The organism is Pseudomonas putida, from assembly GCF_028682455.1.
In the GTDB taxonomy this organism is placed as follows: Bacteria; Pseudomonadota; Gammaproteobacteria; order Pseudomonadales; family Pseudomonadaceae; genus Aquipseudomonas; species Aquipseudomonas putida_AA.
Window position 1 is genome coordinate 426,051 of record NZ_JANHLD010000004.1, and the last position, 21,573, is coordinate 447,623.

The window sequence follows — 21,573 nt, forward strand, 5'->3', positions numbered from 1 at the left end:
CATGACCCGGTTGACCCTGCCCGCCCCTGCCAAGCTCAACCTGATGCTGCACATTCTTGGCCGCCGCCCCGACGGTTATCACGAGCTGCAGACGCTGTTCCAGTTCCTCGACTACGCCGACGAACTCGAATTTGCGGTGCGCGATGACGGCCAGATCCACCTGCACAGCGACCTTCAGGATGTTCCCCACGACAGCAACCTGATCGTCAAGGCCGCGCGCAAATTGCAGCAACTTACCGGCTGCAGCCTGGGCGCCGACATCTGGCTGAAGAAAATCCTGCCCATGGGCGGCGGTATCGGCGGCGGCAGCTCGGATGCCGCCACCACCCTGCTGGGCTTGAACCATCTCTGGAAGCTGGACTGCAGCGAAGACCAACTGGCCGAACTGGGCCTGAGCCTGGGCGCCGATGTTCCGGTTTTCGTTCGTGGCCATGCCGCGTTTGCCGAGGGCGTGGGCGAGAAGCTGACCCCGGTCGACCCCGAGGAACCCTGGTACGTGGTACTGGTTCCACAAGTATTTGTTAGTACAGCAGAAATTTTTTCGCACCCGCAGTTGACACGTGATTCTTTGCCCCTTAAGATGCGCCCCGTTCCCAAGGGAAACAGTCGTAATGACTGTCAAGCGGTAGTTGAGCAGAGTTACCCAGAAGTACGTAACTCACTGAATTTACTCAGTAAATTCACCGAAGCAAGACTCACCGGAACTGGAAGTTGTGTGTTTGGGGCCTTCCCAAGCAAAGCTGAAGCTGATAGAGTTTTGGCCCTTCTTGCAGATACCCAATCAGGGTTTGTGGCTAAGGGAAGCAACGTTTCGATGTTGCATCGCAAGCTTCAAAGTCTGCTCTAGGAATCGAGTACAAGGTGCTCGCAGCAACAAATACAGGGGCGTCGCCAAGCGGTAAGGCAGCAGGTTTTGATCCTGCCATGCGTTGGTTCGAATCCAGCCGCCCCTGCCATTTTCCTTATACTCATCCAGGTATACCCTCAGCCTTCAGGTACTGCGCGTGTCCAAGATGATGGTCTTTACGGGGAACGCTAACCCCGATCTGGCTCGGCGTGTCGTACGTCAGCTGCATATCCCACTGGGTGATGTTTCTGTCGGCAAATTCTCCGACGGCGAAATCAGCACTGAGATTAATGAAAATGTCCGCGGCAAGGACGTTTTCATCATTCAGCCGACTTGCGCGCCAACCAACGATAATCTGATGGAACTGGTAGTGATGGCAGACGCCTTCCGCCGCTCCTCAGCGTCCCGAATCACTGCCGTGATTCCTTACTTCGGATATGCCCGCCAGGATCGCCGTCCGCGTTCGGCGCGTGTTGCTATCAGCGCCAAAGTCGTCGCTGACATGCTCACCGTCGTTGGTATCGACCGTGTTCTCACCGTCGACCTGCACGCTGACCAGATCCAGGGTTTCTTCGATATTCCGGTAGATAACATCTACGGCTCCCCCGTTCTGGTGGATGATATCGAAGACCAGCGTTTCGAGAACCTCATGATCGTGTCCCCGGACATCGGCGGCGTCGTGCGTGCACGTGCTGTTGCCAAGTCCCTGGGTGTCGATCTGGGTATCATCGACAAACGCCGTGAAAAGGCCAATCACTCCGAAGTGATGCACATCATCGGCGATGTCGAAGGACGTACCTGTATTCTCGTCGACGACATGGTCGACACCGCCGGCACCCTGTGCCACGCGGCCAAGGCCCTGAAAGAACACGGCGCTGCCAAGGTTTACGCCTACTGCACGCACCCTGTCCTGTCGGGTCGGGCGATCGAGAATATCGAGAACTCCGTGCTGGACGAGCTGGTGGTTACCAATACCATCCCGCTGTCCGCCGCTGCACAAGCCTGTGCGCGTATCCGCCAACTGGATATCGCACCGGTCGTGGCCGAAGCGGTTCGCCGCATCAGCAACGAAGAATCGATCAGCGCGATGTTCCGCTGAGGGCCCTGCCCTCGCGAACATCACGTTGACGTAAAGCGCCCCGCCCCAACACCTGTTGTTGGGGCGGGGCTTTTTTGCCCATCCCGCTTTGGCGCTGGTCGCAAACGCCACTCGGGAATGGCTATTTTGGAGATACAAAATGACTGATTTCACTCTGAACGCCCAAGCGCGTACTGACCTGGGGAAAGGTGCGAGCCGCCGCCTGCGTCATTCCGCCAACACTCCTGCTGTTGTTTACGGTGGTGGCAAAGCCGCTGAATCCGTAACCATCCTGGCCAAGGAAATCACCAAGCTGTTCGACAACGAAGCTGCCTTCAGCCACGTTATCGAACTGAACGTCGACGGCACCAAGCAGAACGTTATCGTCAAGGCTCTGCAACGTCACCCGTCCAAGCAGTTCATCATGCACGCTGACTTCGTCCGCGTTGTAGCTGGCCAGAAACTGACCGCTGTTGTTCCTGTGCACTTCATCAACGAAGAAGCACCGGTCAAGAAAGGCGGCGAAATCTCCCACGTAGTGGCCGAGATCGAAGTTTCCTGCGAAGCCAAAGACCTGCCTGAGTTCATCGAAGTTGACCTGGCCAAGGCTGAAGTCGGCACCATCATCCACCTGTCGGACCTCAAAGCTCCTAAAGGCGTAGAGTTCGTAGCTCTGGCCCACGGTGATGACAAAGCTGTTGCCAACGTTCACGCTCCGCGTGTTGCGCCTGAAGCTGCAGAAGGCGCTGCTGAGTAATCCACTCGGCACGCCGGCGTTGATCGGGTTACAGTGCCCCGCACTGTAACCCCCAACTCCAAGGAAGAGCCCCTGACGTGACCGCCATCCAACTGATCGTCGGCCTGGGAAACCCCGGCCCCGAATACGAACAGACCCGGCATAACGCAGGGGCTCTTTTCGTAGAACGCATTGCCAGCGCCCAGCGTGTCAACCTGACAGCTGATCGCAAGTATTTCGGCCTGACGGCTAAATTCAGCCATCAGGGCAACGACGTCCGTCTATTGATTCCCACCACCTACATGAACCGCAGCGGCCAGGCCGTTGCTGCACTGGCGAATTTTTTCCGCATCCCGCCAGATGCCATCCTGGTGGCCCACGACGAACTCGATCTGCCCCCAGGCGTCGCCAAGCTCAAGAAAGGCGGCGGCCATGGTGGGCACAACGGCCTGCGCGACATCATTGCGCAGCTCGGCAACAACAACGACTTTCACCGTCTGCGGCTTGGCATCGGCCACCCGGGTGACAGCAGCAGGGTCTCCGGTTTTGTCCTGGGCAAGGCGCCACGCGCCGAGCAGGAAAAACTGGACGCCAGTATCGATTTTGCCCTCGGCGTGCTGCCGGACATCCTCGCCGGCGACTGGACGCGTGCGATGAGAGAGCTGCACAGCCAGAAGGCCTGACTCCACGAAGAGGGATTCACCATGGGTTTCAATTGCGGCATCGTCGGTTTGCCCAACGTCGGCAAGTCCACTCTGTTCAACGCCTTGACCAAATCCGGCATCGCGGCAGAGAACTTCCCCTTCTGCACCATCGAGCCGAACAGCGGCATCGTGCCAATGCCCGATGCACGCCTGGATGCCCTGGCGGCCATCGTCAAGCCGAACCGCGTGCTGCCGACCACCATGGAATTCGTCGACATCGCAGGCCTGGTCGCCGGCGCCTCCAAAGGTGAAGGCCTGGGCAACAAGTTCCTCGCCAACATCCGCGAGACCGACGCCATCGCCCACGTGGTGCGCTGCTTCGAAGACGAGAACGTGATCCACGTCTCCAACAGCGTCGACCCCAAGCGTGACATCGAGATCATCGACCTGGAACTGATCTTCGCCGACCTCGACAGCTGCGAGAAGCAACTGCAGAAGGTTGCGCGCAACGCCAAGGGCGGTGACAAGGACGCCCTGGCGCAGAAGGCAATCCTCGAGAAACTGATCCCGCACTTCACCGAAGGCAAGCCCGCGCGCAGCCTGATGAAGAGCATGGCGGACGACGAGAAGGCACTGATCCGCGGCTTCCACCTGCTGACCAGCAAGCCGGTGATGTACATCGCCAACGTTGCTGAGGACGGCTTCGAGAACAACCCGCACCTGGATATCGTGCGCGCCATCGCCGAAGAAGAAGGCGCCGTGGTCGTGCCGGTGTGCAACAAGATCGAAGCAGAAATCGCCGAGCTCGACGAAGGCGAAGAAAAGGACATGTTCCTCGAGGCCCTGGGCCTGGAAGAACCTGGCCTGAACCGCGTGATCCGCGCCGGCTACGGCCTGCTCAACCTGCAGACCTACTTCACCGCAGGCGTTCAGGAAGTACGCGCCTGGACCGTACGCGTCGGTGCTACCGCGCCACAAGCGGCCGGCGTGATCCACACCGACTTCGAGAAAGGCTTCATCCGCGCCGAAGTGGTCGCCTATGACGACTTCATCCAGTACAAGGGTGAAGGCGGCGCGAAGGAAGCCGGTAAATGGCGTCTGGAAGGCAAGGACTACATCGTCAAGGACGGTGACGTGATGCACTTCCGCTTCAACGTCTAAGCCGCTCCCGCCACACCCAGAACCCCTTGAGGCCAGCAGCCTCGAGGGGTTTTTGTTTTTCATTGCCCGGCGTCAGGGTTCTCGAGTGCAGCCTGCCTATACTCAATTCCACTTTCACTGACCAGGCAATCTCCATGAGCAAGAAAAAAGACAAGGCCCGTGACGCAGAACGGCTACCCCGCAAGGACTATGAGAAGGAACTCAAGAACCTGCACGTCGAACTGGTCAAGCTGCAGCAGTGGGTCGTGGCCAAGGGCCTGAAGGTCTGCGTCATCTTCGAAGGCCGTGACGGTGCCGGCAAGGGCGGTACCATCAAGGCAATCACCGAGCGGGTCAGCCCGCGGGTGTTCCGCGTCGTTGCGCTACCGGCGCCGACCGAGCGGGAAAAGAGCCAGATGTATGCCCAGCGCTACCTGGAGCACATGCCGTCGGCGGGCGAAGTGGTGATCTTCGACCGCAGTTGGTACAACCGCGCAGGCGTCGAGCGGGTCATGGGCTTCTGCACTGAAGACCAGGCGAAAAAATTCCTCGGCGTGGTACCGCTGTTCGAGCGGATGCTGGTGGAGTCCGGCATCATCGTCGTCAAGTACTGGCTCGAGGTCAGCCCCGAAGAGCAACAGCGCCGGCTGGAAGAGCGCATCACCGATGGCCGCAAGATCTGGAAGCTCTCGCCCATGGACCTGAAGTCGTTCAATCGCTGGGACGATTACACCCGCGCCCGCGACGAGATGTTCGCCGCATCGGACTCTTCCTGGGCACCGTGGTACATGGCGCCTTCCGAGGACAAGCGGCGGGTGCGCCTGAACATCATCAGCCACCTGCTCAAGCAGATCCCCTACAAGGACATCACCCAGGACGAGAAGATCAAGCTGCCCAAGCGCGGCAAGATCGGCCGGTACAAGAGTGTCGACTACCCATTCCGGATGATTCCCGAACGCTTCTGAACAACGCCCTACACAAAACCCCGTCTTCTATTACCGAGACGGGGTTTTGTGATTTCAGCGGTACGCCAGGATCAGCCCAGCACTTTGCCCGCCACTTCGTCGACCGCATCCTTGGTGATGGCGACGATCAGGTCGGCATCCTCGCGGGTCAGCACCAGGGGCGGTGCAAAGCCCAGGATGTCGCCATGGGGCATCGCCCGGGCGACCATGCCACGTTCGAGGCAGGCGGCGGACACTTGCGGGCCGACCTTGAAGGCCGGATCGAATGGCGTGCGGGCTTCACGGTCGGCCATGAACTCCACGGCTGCGAGCATACCGTCGCCGCGCACTTCGCCTACCAGCGGGTGACCTTCCAGCGCTTCGCTCAACTTGCGGTTGAGGTAGGCCCCCACCACTTCGGCGTTCTCGGTGAGGTTCTCACGTTCCAGAATGTCGAGGTTGGCCAGTGCCGCAGCCGCGCACACCGGGTGCCCGGAATAGGTCCAGCCGTGGCCCATGGCGCCTTCTTTCTGCGAACCCTGGTCGATCACGTTCCACACTTTCTCACCGACGATCACTGCCGACAGCGGCGCGTACGCGCTGGTCAGACCCTTGGCGGTGGTGATCAGGTCGGGCTTCATGCCGTAGCGCTGGCTGCCCATTTTCGAGCCCAGGCGACCGAAGGCGCACACCACCTCATCGGCGATCAGCAGCACATCGTACTTGTTCAGTACCGCCTGGATCGCTTCCCAGTAGCCCTTGGGCGGCACGATGATGCCCCCGGTCCCCATCAGCGGCTCGCCAATGAACGCCGCCACGGTATCGGGGCCTTCGGCCAGGATCATTTTTTCCAGCTCGTTGGCGCAGTACTGCACGAACGCGGTTTCATCCATGCCCACCGGAGCCTTGCGGTACCAGTGCGGGCAGACGGTGTGCTTGATGCCTTCGGCCGGCAGGTCGAAGTTCTGGTGGAAGCTGGCAAGGCCGGTGAGGCTGCCGGTCATGATGCCCGAGCCATGGTAGCCACGGTCGCGGGAGATGATTTTCTTCTTCTGCGAACGGCCCAGGATGTTGTTGTAGTAACGCACCAGCTTGATCTGGGTTTCGTTGGCATCGGAGCCGGAAAGACCGTAGTAGACCTTCTTCATGCCCTCCGGCGCCCAGTCGATGATGCGGCTGGAGAGTTCGATGATCGCCTCGGTCGAATGGCCCACATAGGTGTGGTAGTACGCCAGCTCCTTGGCCTGCTTGTAGATCGCCTCGGCGACTTCGGTGCGGCCGTAGCCGATGTTCACGCAGTAGAGGCCGGCAAACGCATCGATCAGCTCGCGCCCCTCGTGGTCGCGCAGGCGAATGCCCTCGGCGCTGGTGATGATCCGCCCCTTGAGCGCGCCGTTGGCGTGGTCATGGGCATGGGTCGAGGGGTGCATGAAATGGGCACGGTCTTGTTCGAACAGTTGGCTGAATTGACTCATGGCAACGCTCCTTAAATTTGACCTTGATGGTGCAGACAGAAGTACTTGGTTTCTACAAAGGGCTCGAAGCCTTCGCTACCGCCCTCGCGGCCCAGGCCCGAGGCCTTCATGCCGCCAAAGGGGATCGGATGGCCGGTGAACTTCACGCCATTGACCGCGACCATCGCGTGGTCCAGCCGACGGATCAGCGGGTACACCTGGTCAAGGCGGTTGGAGCAGATATAGGCCGCCAGGCCGTATTCGGTGTCGTTGGCCATTTCAATCGCCTCATCGAGGGTATCGAACGGCATGACACCGGCAATCGGGGCGAAGTTTTCTTCCTGGTAGATGCGCATCTGCGGGGTGACATCGGCCAGCACCGTCGGCTGGTAGAACCAGCCACCCAGGGCGTGCCCCTCACCACCCACCAGGCAACGCGCACCTTTGTGCACGGCATCCTCGACCCGGGCGCAGGTGGCATCGAAGGCGCCTTGGTGCATCAGCGGGCCGACGTCCACCGGCATTTCGTCACCACCGACCATCGCCGGCCCGACGCGCAGCGCGCGTACCGCCTCGGCAAAACGGGTGACGAAGGCCGGGTACAGCGGACGTTGCACCATGATCCGGTTGGCCGCGCAGCAGTCCTGCCCCGAGGTCTGGAACTTGGCCGCCACCGCGACCTTCACCGCCAGCGCCAGGTCGGCATCAGCGCAGACGATAAAGGGTGCGTTGCCGCCCAACTCCAACGCGACTTTTTTCACATCCTGGGCGGCTGCCTGCAGCACCAGCTTGCCCACCCGGGTGGAACCGGTGAAGCTGACCGAGCGCACCCGCGCGTCGCGCACCAACGTTTCCATGGTCATCTGCGGCTCGCCGATCACTACGTTGAACACACCTGCCGGAAAGCCTGCTTCTTCCGCCAGCTGGGCCAGGGCCAGGGCCGAGAACGGGGTTTCATGCGCTGGCTTGACCACCACGGTGCAGCCTGCCGCCAAGGCAGCGGCCGCCTTGCGGGTGATCATCGCGCTGGGGAAGTTCCACGGCGTGAGCAAGGCGCAGACGCCCACCGGCTCCTTCACCGTACCCAGGTGGGCACCGGGGATATGGCTGGGGATGGTCTGTCCGTACAACCGCCGTGCCTCTTCGGCGAACCAGGGGATGAAGCTTGCCGCATAGGCGATCTCACCCCGGGACTCGGCCAGGGACTTGCCCTGCTCCTCGCTGAGAATCCGCGCCAGCTCCTCCTGGTGGTCAAGGATCAGCTCGGCCCAACGGCGCAGCAGCACAGCCCGGTTTTCCAGGCTCTGCGCGCGCCACGGGCCGAAGGCGCGCTGGGCGGCATCGACAGCGGCAACGATCTGCTCGTGCTCAAGCAGGGGCACATGGCCGATCACCTGGCGAGTCGCCGGGTTGTGCACGGCAATGCTGTTGCCCGTGGTGCTGTGCAGCCATTGGCCATCCACATGACAGAGGGTCTTGAACGTCAGCGCATGCTTGTGTGGCATATCGTGTTCTCCAAACCGTGTGGGTATGCGCTACTGCAGAACGTCGGCGACCACCGCGAGGGTATCGCCACACTGCACCAGCCCCGGAAAATGCCGCGCAGCCAGCAACCCGCTACGCCGGGCGCGGTACTCGACCGGCGCGGCCCCGCTGCGCTTGATGTCATGGATACGGGCGATCACCTCACCCTGCTCTACCCGCTCGCCCAGGTCGCGGCACATCTCCAGAAGACCGTCGTGCTCGCTGGCCACGAAACAATCGTCGCCGGGCATGTCGAGCATGATCGATTCGCCGGGCTGTACCTCGCCCTCGAGGATGCCTGCATGCACCAGCAGATTTCGCACCCCGCGTTCGGCCACCGCCACGCTCCTGGCGGTGGATGAACCGCCACCGCCGAGCTCGGTGGTCACGAATACCTTGCCCTGGCTTTCGGCGGCGGTGTCGTACATGGCCTGGGCGTCCAGCTCCAGCATGCGCATGCTGTAGGGGGCGGCAAAGGCGCGCATGGCAGCCTCGCAGCGCGCTTGCTGGGCCTTGTCGGGCAACACGTGACAGGCGGCGAACGGCAGGAAATCCAGGGTCCGGCCACCGGAATGAATATCCAGCACGATATCGGCCAGCGGCAGCAGCGTGCGCCGGAAATAGTCGGCGATCTTCTGCGTCACGGTGCCGTCCGGCTTGCCGGGAAAGCTGCGGTTCATGTTGCCCTTGTCGATCGGCGAGGTCCGCTGACCGGCATGGAACGCCGGGGTGTTCATGAATGGCACGATGATCACCCGTCCGCTGACCTGGCCGGCCTCGAGGCGTTGCGCCAGCTTGCTAAGGGCCACCGGCCCTTCGTACTCGTCACCGTGGTTGCCGCCGGTGAGCAGCGCCGTGGGCCCCGTGCCGTGCTTGACCACGGTGATCGGGATCATCACCGCGCCCCAGGCCGAGTCATCCCGCGAATAGGGCAATTTGAGAAAACCGTGCTGCACACCGTCGCGTTCGAAGTCGACCGTGCTGCTGATCGGGTTCACCGCCAGCGTGGCTTCAGGCAGAGGTGCGTTCATGGCTCAATCCTTCACGAACAGTTGGCGTGGCACGTTGCACAACGTCTCGACGCCGGTGTCGGTAATCAGAATGCTTTCGGTGATCTCCAGGCCCCAATCGTCCATCCAAAGGCCGGGCATGAAGTGGAACGTCATCCCGGGTTGCAACACGCTGGTGTCGCTTGGGCGCAAGCTCATGGTGCGCTCGCCCCAATCTGGTGGATAACTGATACCGATCGGGTAACCGCAACGGCTGTCCTTGTGGATGCCGAACTTCTCCAGCACCTTGAAGAAGGCCTTGGCCACGTCACCGGTGGTGTTGCCGGGGCGCGCCGCTTCCAGGCCTGCGGCGATACCCTCGACCACGGCCTTCTCGCCTTCGAGAAAGTGCTGCGGCGGCTTGCCCAGGTACACCGTGCGCGACAGCGGGCAGTGATAGCGCTTGTAGCACCCGGCGATCTCGAAGAAGGTGCCGGCGCCCTTCTGGAACGGGGTGTCGTCCCAGGTCAGGTGCGGTGCACTGGCATCGGCGCCGGTGGGCAGCAACGGCACGATGGCCGGGTAGTCGCCGCCATGGCCGTCGGCTCCGAGGATGCCGCTGCTGTAGATCTCGGCCACCAGCTCGTTCTTGCGCATGCCTGGTTCGATTCGCTCCAGAATCCTGGCGTGCATGTTCTCGACAATGCGCGCGGCGATGCGCATGTACTCGATTTCCTGGCTCGACTTGATCGCCCGCTGCCAGTTCACCAGGCCCGCCGCATCGCTGAAGCGCGCCTTGGGCAAATGCTTTTGCAGCGCGAGGTAGGCGGCGGCGCTGAAGTAGTAGTTGTCCATCTCCACGCCAATGTTCAGCGTGCTCCAGCCCCGGGCGGCGATCACCTCCTGGCACAGGTAGTCCATCGGATGGCGCTCGCGCGACTGCACGTAGATGTCCGGGTAGCCGATGATGTTCCGGTGCTGCATGAACACCGTGCGCTTGGCGCCATTGGCATCCTGGCCACGGCCATACCACACCGGCTCGCCGTCCAGCGCCAGCAGCACACACTGGTGCACATAGAACGACCAACCGTCATAGCCGGTCAGCCACGCCATGTTCGACGGATCGGTAACCAGCAACAACTCGATGCCTTGCGCTTGCATGGCGGCGCGGGTCTTGGCCAGACGCTGCGCATACTCCTGCCGGCTGAACGGCAGATTGACGACGACCTCAGACATGCAAATACCCTCGTTGGGTGAGAAATCAAAGTGTCAGCTGTTGAACTGCGAACCCTTGCCCGCCTTGAGCGCACGCTCGAAGGCCAGGTTGGCAATGGCGGTGTCCTGGGCGCCGGTACCGGTCAGGTCGCACAGGGTGATTTCGAGGGCGTCGGTACGCCCCGGGCGCTGGCCGGCGATGACCTGGCCCAGTTCGCTGAAACCGCGCTCCTCGCTGACAACACCGGCCTTGAGTGCGTGGTGCATTTCACCCAGCACGCGGGTCTGGCTCAGGCGGTCGGCGACATAGCAATCCACGGCGGCCAGTGCCGACGGGGCGATTTCATTCTTGTGCTCGGCATCCGAGCCCATGGCGGTGATATGCAGGCCAGGCTGCAGGTGGCGCGCCTCGATCAATGGTTCACGGCTCGGCGTACAGGTGATGGCGATATCCACGCCGCGCATGGCCTCATCGACCGACGCGCAGGCCAGCACATGCAGGCGGCCATCGCAGCCCAGCTCATCGCACAGGGCGGCGACCTTGTCGGCATCCCGCCCCCACACCCGCACGGCCTCGACCGGTCGCACCAGGCGCAGAGCCTGCAACTGCAGGCGCGCCTGCTCACCGGTGCCGATCAGGGCCACGCTGCGGCTGTCTTCACGGGACAACCAACGGGCCGCCACGGCGCCTGCGGCGGCAGTACGCACCGCGGTCAGGTAGCCATTGTCGAGCAGCAAGGCATCTAGCAGACCGGTGCGTGCCGACAGCAGCATCATCATGCCGTTGAGGCTCGGCAGCCCCAGCCTGGGGTTGTCGAAAAAGCCCGGGCTGACCTTGATCGCGAAGCGCTCGAGGCCCGGCAGGTAGGCGGTCTTCACATCGACCTCGCCGTTGTGCTCCGGTACATCCAGGCGCAGGATCGGCGGCATGGCCACCGCCGCCGTCGCCAGCAACAAAAAGGCATGCTCGATGGCATCGACCGCCGCCTGGTCAAGGCTGACGCAGGCACGCAGGTCGGCTTCGCTGAGCAAGGTAGTAGCAGGCATCACAAATCCTCCGTTGAAAACCGTCTCAGGCGTCGGCACCGTTCATCACCCGCAGGTGCTGTTCGATGTCGACATTGCGACCGCTGACCACCACCACGATCGGTCCGTGCGCCGGGATCAGCCCGTCGAGCAGGGCCGCGATGCCCACTGCACCGGCGCCCTCCACCACCTGCCGCTCCTGGCGATAGGCGTGGCGCATGCCAGCGGCGATGGAGGCTTCATCGAGCAGGTGCACCTGATCGCACAGCTCGCGAGTCATGGAAAAGGTCAATTGGTTGTCCAGGCCGATGCCACCGCCCAGGGAATCAGCCAGGGTGGGCAGCTCCTGCACCTCCACCGGTTGTCCGGCGAACAGGCTGGCGTGCATGGCCGCCCCCCGGCGCATGCTGATGCCATGCAGGGTGATGGCCGGGTTGGCACTTTTGAGCGCCAGCGCCACGCCGGCAAACAGGCCACCGCCCGACAGCGGCACCAGCACCTGGGCCACCTGCGGCAGTTGTTCGAGAATCTCCAGACCCAGGGTGCCCTGGCCGGCGATGATCGCCGGGTGATCGAACGGCGGCAGCAAGGTAGCGCCGTGCTCGGCGGCAATGCGCTGGGCTTCGCGCTGGGCGTCATCCTGGGAGTGGCCGACGATGCACACCTCGGCACCCAGGTCGCGGATCGCCTGCACCTTGTTGGCCGGCACCAACTGCGACAGGCAGATGGTGGCCCGCACGCCAAGCTCGGACGCCGCATGAGCCAGGGCGCGGCCATGGTTGCCGGTTGATGCCGCCACCACACCCTTGGCTTTCTTGTCGGCATCGAGCTGGGCGATGGCGTTGCTGGCACCGCGCAATTTGAAGCTGCCAGTGATCTGCTGGGACTCGAGCTTGAGGTAGGCCGCCACCCCCATCCGCTTCGACAGGCTCGCCGAGTATTCCATCGGGGTCATCCGTACGAGGCCGGCGATACGCTGGCGGGCGAGGTAGATAGCGTTGAGCGAGAGCGCTGACATATCCGAATCCCAACAGAAGGTCTGGTGTTGGGCGGAGTGTAAGAGCGGCAAATTGTCGTGATGAATGTACTAGGTCAATTTGCCGATTTTTTATTTTTGACTGTGCAATCAGAAGTCATGGATCTGCGGATACTGCCCGAACAGCTCGCGCATGCCGGCCAGTGCCTGGCGCATTTCCTTGTCGCTGCACTCGGCGCCCACGCACAAACGCACCGCCCGCGGCCGCGGCGTGCCCCGCACCAGGAAAGGCTCGGGGGGCGTCACGGCGATGTGCCGTCGGCGCAGGGCCCGCACCAGGCTGTCCACTTCCCAGTGCGCGGGAATGCCCAGCCAGGCGCTGAGCGCTTGCGGGTGATGGCCCAGCAAGTGCTCTTCAAGGTACTCGCGGACCATTGCCTGGCGCTTGCCCAACAATGTGCGCTGCAACTGTACCAGGGTCTCGGCACGCCCATCACGGATCCAGCGACTGGCGATTTCCGAAACCAGCGGGGTGGCCATCCAGCTGTTGACCCGCAGGATGCTTTCGGTGCGCAGCGCCAGGCGCTTGGGCATGACCAGGTAACCGACCCTGAGGCCAGTGAGCACCGACTTGGTCATGCTGGTGCAATAGAACGAGAGCTCCGGCGCGTAGTGGCTCAGCGGACGCGCATGGCGCTCGCCCAGCAGCGGCCCGTACACATCGTCCTCGATGATATGCACGCCAAAGCGCCGGGCAATCGCGGCAATCTCGCGGCGCCGGGCGTCGGGCATCAGGCTGGTGGTGGGGTTGTTCAGGTTCGGCGTACACACCAGCGCCGTGATGCGTTCGTTGCTGCACATGTCTTCGAAATGTTCCGGATCAATCCCGTCCCGGTCCATCTCCAGGCCTTTGAGGGTGAAGCCCAGCACCTGGGAATTGCCGATCACACCGTGGTCGGTCAGGCCTTCGCACAGCACCACATCGTCGGGGCCGGCCAGCGAGGCCAGCGCCAGGAACACCCCGTGGGCGGCGCCGTTGGTGATCAGTACATCCTCGCGCGCGACCTCGAGGCCCAGGCCGCGTACCCACTGCGCGGCTGCCTCGCGGTGCGCCTCGAAGCCTGCAATGGGACGAAAGGCATGAATCCACGGCTGGTCTTCTTCAACGCTCAGTTCAGCACAGGTGTCGCGCCAGATCCGTTCATGGTCCTGGGTGTGCAGGATGCGGGTAATGGAAAAGTCCACCAACGCCCGTTCCGGTGCATCGAGAATGTCGTTGGCCACACGATCGCTCATGCGCCGGGTGACAAAGCTGCCACGGCCGATCTCGCAGCGCACCAGGCCCTGGCGCTCCAGCTCCTTATAGGCGTTGGTGACGGTCTGCACACTGATGCCCAGGGCATCGGCCACCTGGCGCTGGGGGGGCAGGCGCTGATCGTTGAGCAGTTCGCCCTGCTCGATTTCGCGGGTGATGGCTTGCACCAGAATCTTGTATTTCGACTCGCCGATACGCGCCGTGCCGAGGGCCGTTTTCCAACTTTCCATATAGATCGCACCGCTAGTACTGACGGATGCACAGCATCGCCCGGGAAGTGATTGCAGGCAATTGTCCTAGTGCAATGCAATCGCTGGCGCAGCTTTTGTATGCTCGGTCCAAGGTCGATCATCCGCTCGGTTCGCCAGCGCCAACAATAGCCAACTCGACCGATGCCGGAACGGATCCACCGTTTGCCCGCTCCAAAAAAAAGCGGCCCTGCACATTCAAGTTCTTGCTCCACTGCCTCCTAACACAGTGCCGTCGGCGACGGACGTATAACAAACAGGAGATTTCAACGATGAGCCCAACGCCCAAGAACGCAACAACACCGTTCAAGCAGCTACTGCTCGCCTGCGCCGCTTTCGGCCTGATGGCCAGCGCCCAGGCTGCGACCACGCTGGAAACGATCAAGCAGAGCAACAGCATCCGCATCGGCTATGCCAACGAAACCCCCTTCGCCTTTACCGAAACCGATGGCCGGGTCACCGGCGAGTCGCCGGAAATCGCCAAGATCATCTTCGAGAAAATGGGCATCAAGAAAGTCGACGGCGTGCTCACCGAGTGGGGCTCGCTCATTCCAGGCCTGCGTGCCGGGCGCTTCGACGTGATTGCCGCGGGCATGTACATCACCCCGGCGCGCTGCAAGCAGGTAATTTTCACCGACCCGCAGTACCAGTTGCCCGACACCCTGCTGGTGGCCAAGGGCAACCCGAAGAACCTGCACAGCTATGCCGACGTCGCCAAGAATCCTGAGGTCAAGCTGGCAATCATGGCAGGCACGGTGAACCTGGCCTACGCCCGCGACTCCGGCGTCAAGGAAGCACAGATCCTCCAGGTGCCGGATACCACCGCGCAATTGCAGGCCGTGCGCGCAGGCCGCGCCGATGCCGCCGTCGGCACCCAGCTGACCATGAAGGGCCTGGCCAAGAAAGGTGGCGAAAAGGTCGAGGCCATCAGCGACTTCACCGACGACCCGTCGCACACCGGCTACGGCGCCCTGGCCTTTCGCCCCGAGGACAAGGACCTGCGCGATGCGGTCAACGCCGAGCTGCAGAAATGGCTGGGCAGCGAAGAGCACCTCAAGGCGGTCGAGCCCTTTGGCTTCGACAAGTCCAACGTGACCAAAAAGACCGCTGCCGAGCTCTGCGCCCAGTGAGTCGAGGTGGCATGGCGCCCGCCATGCCGTTCCCTGCGTATTCTGAATAGTCAGGTCGAACCATGGGTGAATTGATACCGTTGTTACTGCAGGGGGCCTGGATCACCATCCAGGTCACTTTCTTCGGCTCGATCCTGGCCGTGGTGGCCGCGATCCTCGCCGCCCTCGGGCGCCTCTCCAACTGGCGACCGCTGCGCTGGTTCTGCGTGGCCTACATCGAGCTGTTTCGTGGCACCTCGTTGCTGGTGCAGCTGTTCTGGTTGTTCTTTGTGTTGCCCTTGCCGCCGTTCAACATCGAACTGAGCTCCTATACCGTGGCCATCGTCGGCCTTGGCCTGCACATCGGCGCCTACGGTGCCGAGGTGATGCGCGGCGCCATCAGCTCGGTCGGCAAGGGCCAGTACGAAGCCTCCATCGCCCTCAACATGCCGCCACGCACCCGCTTTCGGCGGATCATTCTGCCCCAGGCGCTGCTCGCGGCCATCGCCCCTGGCACCAACCTGTTGATCGAGCTGTTGAAGAACACTTCGCTGGTATCGCTGATCACCCTGTCGGACTTGAGCTTCCGGGCGCGCCAACTGGATCAGGCGACCTTCCAGACCCTGGAGATCTTCAGCCTGGCCCTGGTGATGTACTTCGTCCTGGCCCAGGTCATCAACTTTGCCATGCGGGGCTTTGAACGCCGCTTGAGCCGTGGTCGTCTGCGTGGAGGTCTGTCATGAACCTGTGGGACTGGAACTACGTCTGGCAGATTCTTCCCGAGCTGCTGCGCGCCTCGCTCAATACCCTGGGCATCACCCTGGTGGGCTTTCTGATCGCTATCGTCCTGGGACTGTTCCTGGCCATCGGCCGACGCAGTCGCAAGGTCTGGCTGTCGTGGCCGACGACCTTGCTGATCGAGTTCATCCGCAGCACGCCGCTGCTGATCCAGGTGTACTTCCTCTACTACGTGCTGCCCAACTACGGCGTCAACCTCACGGCCATGCAGGCGGGGATCCTCGGTATCGGCCTGCACTACGCCTGTTATATCGCCGAGGTGTATCGCGGCGGCCTGGACTCGGTGGCACGCAGCCAGTGGGAGGCGGTCATCGCCCTGAACTTCGCGCCCTGGACCGCCTACCGCGCCATCATCCTGCCGCAAGCGATCCGACCGATCCTGCCGCCGCTGGGCAACTACCTGATCGCGATGCTCAAGGACACCCCCGTGCTGTCGGCGATCACCGTGGTGGAAATCATGCAGCAAGCCAAAAACGCAGGCTCCGAGAGCTTCCGTTACCTGGAGCCGATCACAATGGTCGGCCTGTTCTTCCTGGCCCTGAGCGTTGCTCTGGCTTACCTGGTTCGGCGCCTCGAAGTGCGCCTGGAGTTACGCTAATGATCGCGCCTGTCTCGACCCTTGCCGTCAACACCAACCCGCTGCAGCAGGTGGCAACGCCCGCCCTGGACAGTGCCCAGTCAATCGTCAGTTTCAACGACGTGACCAAGCGCTACGGCAGCTTCACCGTACTGGACCGTCTCAACCTCAGTGTCTCGCCCGGAGAGAAAGTCGCCATTATCGGGCCCAGCGGCTCGGGCAAGTCGACCCTGCTGCGGGTACTGATGACCCTCGAGGGTATCGATGAAGGCATGATCGAGGTCGACAACGATTCCCTGACCCACATGCGCAACCGTAACGGCATCCTGGTGCCGGCCAACGATCGCCATGTGCGCAAGGTACGCGCCAAGATCGGCATGGTGTTCCAGAGCTTCAACCTGTTCCCGCACATGACCGCCCTGCAGAACGTGATCGAGGCGCCCGTGCAGGTACTGGGAGTCAAGCCTGCCGAAGCCCGTGAGCGTGCCGCGCAATTGCTGGAGCTGGTGGGCCTGGGCAACAAGTTCGATCACTACCCCTCGCAATTGTCGGGTGGGCAGCAGCAACGGGTCGCCATCGCCCGGGCGCTGGCCATGCGGCCCAAGGTCATGCTGTTTGACGAGGTCACTTCAGCGCTGGACCCTGAGCTGTGTGGCGAAGTGCTCAATGTGATCAGGAAGCTGGGCAGCGAGCACAACCTGACCATGCTCATGGTCACCCACCAAATGGGCTTTGCCCGTGAGTTCGCTGACCGGGTGTGCTTTTTCTACAAGGGCCAGATCCATGAACAGGGGACGCCGAAGCAGATTTTCGAGAACCCGCAGCAGGAGCGTACGAGGGCTTTTCTCAGTGCGGTGAAAGAGGCTAACTGAGGGATCCAGGCCGAGGTCCGGGGGCTAGTCGATGCGGTGACACCGATGGCCCCTTGCGCCCTTACAGCGGCGCGCCCCCCTGCCCTCAGGCGCTGTGGTACCAGGCCACGCCATGCTCATCGTCAGTCACCCCCACCACCCCCCGATGCAGCAGATAATTGAGGTTGGCCAGGCACTCCCCGGTGGCCATGGTCAGCAACCCTTCGTCGATCGTTCGCTTGAACAACACACTGAACAGGTCGACCGCCCGCTTGGGGCCGTCCAGCAATGCCTGCTCCAGGCGCTCCACCGCCCGATGCTGGCTGTCGTGCAGTTGGTCGAGCCTGGCATGCAGTGGTTTGAACGGCTCGTTATGAGACGGCAGCACCAGCACATCGTTGGGAATCTGGCGCTTGAGCTTCTCCAGCGAAGCCAGCCACAACGCCAGCGGGTCGGCATTGGGCTCGGTAGGGAATACCGACACGTTGGAGGAGATCCGCGGCAATACCTGATCGCCGGAAATCAGCAGTTGCAACGCCGGACAATGGAAACAGGCATGTTCGGGCGAATGCCCCTCGCCCACCACCACCTGCCAGTCATGCTCGCCGATGCGCAGGCTGTCGCCATCGCGCAGGCGCCGATAGCCCTGGGGCAATGGCGTGATATAGCGGCCATAGCCACCGAAGCGCACGCGATAATTTTCGATGGACTTGGCATTCCAACCGGCACGCCGGTAGAAGTTCACCCCCTGCGCTGGCGCCGCGCGCCCGCAGTCGGCCACCAGCACCCGGCAGTTCATGTACTCGCCAAAGGTCATCCACAACTCGCAACCGAGGTTCTCGGTCATCCAGCCAGCCATGCCGATGTGGTCGGGGTGCATGTGGGTGGCAAACACTCGGGTGACGCCAAGGCCACCCAGTGGCCCATCGTCGGCCAGCAGTGCCTGCCAGGCGTCGAGAGTGCCCTGGGTGTGCATGCCGGTGTCGAAGATCGCCCAACCCTCACCGTCGCGTACCGCCCACAGGTTGATGTGGTCCAGCGAAATCGGCAGCGGCATGCGCAGCCACAACACCCCCGGCGCAACCTCCACTGCCGAGCCGGGCTCGGGCGCTGGGCCGCAGGGATAGTTCAGCGATTGGCGTTCCTGATTCATGGCGTTATGGCTCTCCGCTTCGCGCTTACCGCCGCCTGGTAGGAGCGGGCTTACCCCGCGTTAGCAATAGTGAAGCCACCATCCTATCGCGGGACAAGCCTGCGCCTACATAAAATACAGCGGCGAGTCCTAGAACTGATCGTCGCTCAGGGCCAGCGCCGCATCGCCTCCCTGGATCAACGTATGGGCAAGGCCAGGCGCGCGGGACAGGATGTGGTCGGCATAAAAACGCGCGGTCACGATCTTGGCGCTATAGAAGTCCTGATCCGCCGGGGAGGCCTTCAAGCGCTGCTGCGCCACCAGCGCCGAGCGGGCCAGTTGCCAGCCACCGGTCACGGTGCCAAACAGGTCGAGCATGGGTACCGCGCCCACTGAAACCGCCGCCACCCGGCTCTCATAGTTCGAGACGATAAAGGCGACCGCCTGCTCCAGCGCCCTGACACCCTGCCCCAGGGCGGCGGCGATGGCCGTCAGGGTGTGGTCATCCGCTCCCAGCAGTTGATGGGTCACCTGACGCATTTGCTCGATCACCCAGCCAATGGCCCGGCCCTGGTCGCGGGCGATCTTGCGGCCGATCAGGTCGGCGGCCTGGATGCCGGTGGTGCCTTCGTAGATGGTGGTGATGCGGGCATCACGCAGGTGCTGCGCAGCGCCGGTTTCCTCGATGAAACCCATGCCACCGTGGACCTGCACGCCAAGGGAAGCGATGTCCACCGATTGCTCGGTGCTCCAGCCCTTGACCACCGGGATCATCAAGTCGACGAAGGCCTGGTCGAGCTTGCGCTGTTGCTGGTCTTCATTGCGCTCGGCGCTGTCCATCGCCGCGGCCACGGTGCAGGCCAGGGCGCGCATGGCTTCGGTGCGCGCCTTCATCGACAGGAGCATGCGGCGCACGTCGGGGTGGCGAATGATGGCTACCTTGTCACGGCTCTTCACCCCGAGTTCAGTACCCTGGACCCGGTCACGGGCATAGCTGCGGGCGCGCTGGTAAGCCCGTTCCGACAAGCCGACACCCTCGATACCGACCGAGAAGCGCGCGGCGTTCATCATGATGAACATGTATTCCAGGCCGCGATTTTCTTCACCCACCAGCCAGCCGGTGGCGCCTTGCTTGTCGCCAAAGGCCAGAACCGCGGTCGGGCTGGCGTGAATGCCGAGCTTGTGTTCGATGGACACGCAACGCACATCGTTGCGCTCACCCAGGCTGCCATCGGCTTCGACCAGGAACTTGGGTACCACGAACAGCGAGATCCCCTTGACCCCCTCCGGCGCGCCAGGCACCCGGGCCAGCACCAGGTGCACGATGTTGTCGGTCAGGTCGTGCTCGCCGTAGGTAATGAAGATTTTCTGCCCGAACACCCGGTACGTGCCGTCGCCCTGGGGCTCGGCGCGGCTGCGCACGGCGGCCAGGTCGGAACCTGCCTGGGGCTCGGTGAGGTTCATGGTGCCGGTCCACTCGCCGCTGATCATTTTGGCGAGGTAGGTGTGCTTGAGCTGGTCGCCGCCGCGCAGTTCGACGGCCTCGATGGCACCGCGGGTAAGCATGGGGCACAGGCCGAACGAGACGTTGGCGCCGTTCCACATTTCCTCGACCAAGGCCGAAATAAGCCGTGGCAGGCCCTGGCCACCAAAGGCCGGGTCGCAGGACAGCGCATTCCAGCCGCCCTCGACGAACTGTTCATAGGCTTCGCGCCAGCCCTTGGGGGTGATCACCTGGCCATCGACCCAGCGTGCGCCTTCGCGGTCGCCGCTGACGTTGAGCGGCGAGAGTACGCCCTGGGCGTATTTGCCGGCTTCGCCGAGGATGGCATCGGCCAGGTCGCTGCCCAGATCTTCGCAGCCAGGCAGGCGGCGGACCTGGTCAAGGTGGCCAAGTTCGTTGAGGACAAACTGCATGTCGCGTAGGGGCGCGGTGTATTCACTCATGGCTCAATACTCGTATCGGGCGGGGCTTTTGAGGGTGCGAGTAAAGCAGAGCCGACAACAGGGGTGCCCCACCCGTGGCGAGTGGGCAGGCACTTTCGCTGCATCGCCGGGCAAGCCCCTCCAGGCAGTGATCAGGTGTCGAAGGACTGCAGGCGGGCGTACTGGTCGTACGGCGTGTAGCGCGCCTTGCGGTCGCGCATCACCTTGATCATCGCCACCTCGGGATCACGCGCCAGCACCAGGCGGCCCCGCTTGGCCACCAGGTGATCGAGCAAGCGCTCCTTCTCGTCGGCCAGGCATTCGGGGTTGCGATCAAAGCCACTGCCCACCTCCAGGCACAACCAGTGGGTGCCGGGGATCAGGTCACCGGCGAACACCACACAACCGCCGGGCAGGTCGATCTCGGGCAGCAACTGGCCGGGGGTATGGCCGTCACTGAAGTGAAAGCGCCAGCCGCTGCCCAGGACGTCGTCGCTAGCTTCATCGATCAGCTCCAGGCGCTCGCTGACTTGCAGCTGGCCCAGGATCGGCGAGACAAACAGCGAGCGGTCCCGCGGGTGTGGACGCAGCGCCCGCTGCCAGTGACGCCGGCCCGTGATGTAGCGCGCCGTGGGGAACAGCAGGCGCGGGGCATCGCCGTCCTGGATGGCATGGCGCAGCTCGGTCGAAACCAGCGCGTGCAGGTGGGTCAGCACCACGGCATGGATATCGTTTTCACCCAGGCCGTGCCGGGCCAGACTGTCGAGCAGGCCGTGGGTGTGTTTCTGGCAGCGGCAGGTACGCGGCAAGGGCGCCAGCAGCGCGTCGGTGCCGGCCAGGACGAGGATGTTCTTGCCGTCCTGTTGTACCAACAGGGCGCGCGAAGGCAGTTGCACCTGGTTTTCATGGTCCGGCTTGATCCAGCCCGCCCAGTCCTTGCGCGGGGTACTGCCGAACAAGACGCCGCCATCGAGCGTGCGGCTTCCGCTGGAGAGGGTGGAAATACTCCGGTTCACAACGCGTACCTCTTCAATTCAGGTAAAT

The 21,573-nt window shown here is 62.8% G+C and carries 20 protein-coding genes and 1 tRNA gene; 11 read left to right on the forward strand and 10 right to left on the reverse strand.

All coding sequences use genetic code 11. The annotated features are described in order from the left end of the window. Position 1: 1 nt before the first annotated feature. The 7 genes from ispE to ppk2 all read left to right on the forward strand — a co-directional run bounded on the left by ispE (position 2) and on the right by ppk2 (position 5,410). Positions 2-847: a 4-(cytidine 5'-diphospho)-2-C-methyl-D-erythritol kinase gene (ispE, locus tag NPS58_RS25110; protein WP_274117948.1), complete on the forward strand. Its 846-nt coding sequence runs from the start codon at positions 2-4 to the stop codon at positions 845-847. Between the two features lie 34 nt (positions 848-881). Further along, positions 882-956: transfer RNA gene (locus NPS58_RS25115), tRNA-Gln, on the forward strand. A 48-nt stretch (positions 957-1,004) separates the two neighbouring features. Continuing rightward, positions 1,005-1,946 (forward strand): ribose-phosphate pyrophosphokinase, encoded by a 942-nt coding sequence (locus NPS58_RS25120; protein WP_028944092.1) that lies wholly within the window; start codon positions 1,005-1,007, stop codon positions 1,944-1,946. 139 nt (positions 1,947-2,085) lie between these two features. Next, positions 2,086-2,682: a 50S ribosomal protein L25/general stress protein Ctc gene (locus NPS58_RS25125; protein ID WP_028944091.1), complete on the forward strand. Its 597-nt coding sequence runs from the start codon at positions 2,086-2,088 to the stop codon at positions 2,680-2,682. 77 nt (positions 2,683-2,759) lie between these two features. Beyond that, on the forward strand, positions 2,760-3,344 hold the full coding sequence (pth, locus tag NPS58_RS25130) for an aminoacyl-tRNA hydrolase (protein WP_028944090.1): 585 nt from the start codon (positions 2,760-2,762) through the stop codon (positions 3,342-3,344). Positions 3,345-3,365: 21 nt separating this feature from the next. Further along, entirely contained in the window at positions 3,366-4,466 is a 1,101-nt protein-coding gene (gene ychF, locus NPS58_RS25135) for a redox-regulated ATPase YchF (RefSeq protein ID WP_038614758.1), read from the forward strand. Positions 4,467-4,600: 134 nt separating this feature from the next. Beyond that, positions 4,601-5,410, forward strand: coding sequence for a polyphosphate kinase 2 (gene ppk2, locus NPS58_RS25140; RefSeq protein WP_274117949.1), 810 nt, complete (start codon positions 4,601-4,603; stop codon positions 5,408-5,410). 71 nt (positions 5,411-5,481) lie between these two features. Here the strand turns inward: ppk2 and NPS58_RS25145 are convergent, their stop codons facing one another. From NPS58_RS25145 to NPS58_RS25175, 7 genes are all read right to left on the reverse strand, one after another. Beyond that, positions 5,482-6,864 (reverse strand): aspartate aminotransferase family protein, encoded by a 1,383-nt coding sequence (locus NPS58_RS25145; RefSeq protein ID WP_274117950.1) that lies wholly within the window; start codon positions 6,862-6,864, stop codon positions 5,482-5,484. 11 nt (positions 6,865-6,875) lie between these two features. Beyond that, positions 6,876-8,348 carry an NAD-dependent succinate-semialdehyde dehydrogenase gene (locus NPS58_RS25150; RefSeq protein WP_274117951.1) on the reverse strand — a complete coding sequence of 491 codons (1,473 nt, stop codon included), beginning with the start codon at positions 8,346-8,348 and terminating at the stop codon, positions 6,876-6,878. 30 nt (positions 8,349-8,378) lie between these two features. After that, complete coding sequence (gene doeB, locus NPS58_RS25155) at positions 8,379-9,398, reverse strand: N(2)-acetyl-L-2,4-diaminobutanoate deacetylase DoeB (RefSeq protein ID WP_274117952.1); 1,020 nt, start codon at positions 9,396-9,398, stop codon at positions 8,379-8,381. A gap of 3 nt (positions 9,399-9,401) precedes the next feature. Then, the gene (gene doeA, locus NPS58_RS25160) at positions 9,402-10,592 is read right to left on the reverse strand and encodes an ectoine hydrolase DoeA (protein WP_274117953.1); all 1,191 of its coding nucleotides are present in this window, start codon (positions 10,590-10,592) and stop codon (positions 9,402-9,404) included. A gap of 33 nt (positions 10,593-10,625) precedes the next feature. After that, complete coding sequence (gene eutC, locus NPS58_RS25165) at positions 10,626-11,618, reverse strand: ectoine utilization protein EutC (protein ID WP_274117955.1); 993 nt, start codon at positions 11,616-11,618, stop codon at positions 10,626-10,628. A gap of 25 nt (positions 11,619-11,643) precedes the next feature. After that, a complete protein-coding gene (eutB, locus tag NPS58_RS25170) occupies positions 11,644-12,615 on the reverse strand; it encodes a hydroxyectoine utilization dehydratase EutB (RefSeq protein ID WP_274117956.1) in 972 nt (323 codons plus the stop codon). 108 nt (positions 12,616-12,723) lie between these two features. After that, on the reverse strand, positions 12,724-14,118 hold the full coding sequence (locus NPS58_RS25175; RefSeq protein WP_274117957.1) for a PLP-dependent aminotransferase family protein: 1,395 nt from the start codon (positions 14,116-14,118) through the stop codon (positions 12,724-12,726). A gap of 290 nt (positions 14,119-14,408) precedes the next feature. Here NPS58_RS25175 and ehuB point away from each other — a divergent pair, with 290 nt between their 5' ends. The 4 genes from ehuB to ehuA all read left to right on the forward strand — a co-directional run bounded on the left by ehuB (position 14,409) and on the right by ehuA (position 17,492). Further along, complete coding sequence (ehuB, locus tag NPS58_RS25180; protein WP_274117958.1) at positions 14,409-15,266, forward strand: ectoine/hydroxyectoine ABC transporter substrate-binding protein EhuB; 858 nt, start codon at positions 14,409-14,411, stop codon at positions 15,264-15,266. Positions 15,267-15,328: 62 nt separating this feature from the next. Then, complete coding sequence (ehuC, locus tag NPS58_RS25185) at positions 15,329-15,988, forward strand: ectoine/hydroxyectoine ABC transporter permease subunit EhuC (RefSeq protein WP_274117959.1); 660 nt, start codon at positions 15,329-15,331, stop codon at positions 15,986-15,988. Beyond that, positions 15,985-16,641, forward strand: coding sequence for an ectoine/hydroxyectoine ABC transporter permease subunit EhuD (gene ehuD, locus NPS58_RS25190; protein WP_274117960.1), 657 nt, complete (start codon positions 15,985-15,987; stop codon positions 16,639-16,641). The genes ehuC and ehuD overlap by 4 nt, the downstream gene beginning before the upstream one ends. After that, positions 16,641-17,492, forward strand: coding sequence for an ectoine/hydroxyectoine ABC transporter ATP-binding protein EhuA (gene ehuA, locus NPS58_RS25195; RefSeq protein WP_274117961.1), 852 nt, complete (start codon positions 16,641-16,643; stop codon positions 17,490-17,492). Before ehuD ends, ehuA begins: the two co-directional genes overlap by 1 nt. A gap of 85 nt (positions 17,493-17,577) precedes the next feature. On the opposite strand, the gene NPS58_RS25200 is transcribed toward ehuA, so the two are convergent. The 3 genes from NPS58_RS25200 to NPS58_RS25210 all read right to left on the reverse strand — a co-directional run bounded on the left by NPS58_RS25200 (position 17,578) and on the right by NPS58_RS25210 (position 21,545). Further along, a complete protein-coding gene (locus NPS58_RS25200) occupies positions 17,578-18,624 on the reverse strand; it encodes an MBL fold metallo-hydrolase (protein ID WP_274117962.1) in 1,047 nt (348 codons plus the stop codon). Positions 18,625-18,753: 129 nt separating this feature from the next. Further along, positions 18,754-20,550 (reverse strand): acyl-CoA dehydrogenase, encoded by a 1,797-nt coding sequence (locus tag NPS58_RS25205; protein WP_274117963.1) that lies wholly within the window; start codon positions 20,548-20,550, stop codon positions 18,754-18,756. A gap of 131 nt (positions 20,551-20,681) precedes the next feature. Further along, on the reverse strand, positions 20,682-21,545 hold the full coding sequence (locus NPS58_RS25210; RefSeq protein WP_274117964.1) for an MBL fold metallo-hydrolase: 864 nt from the start codon (positions 21,543-21,545) through the stop codon (positions 20,682-20,684). Positions 21,546-21,573 lie beyond the last annotated feature (28 nt).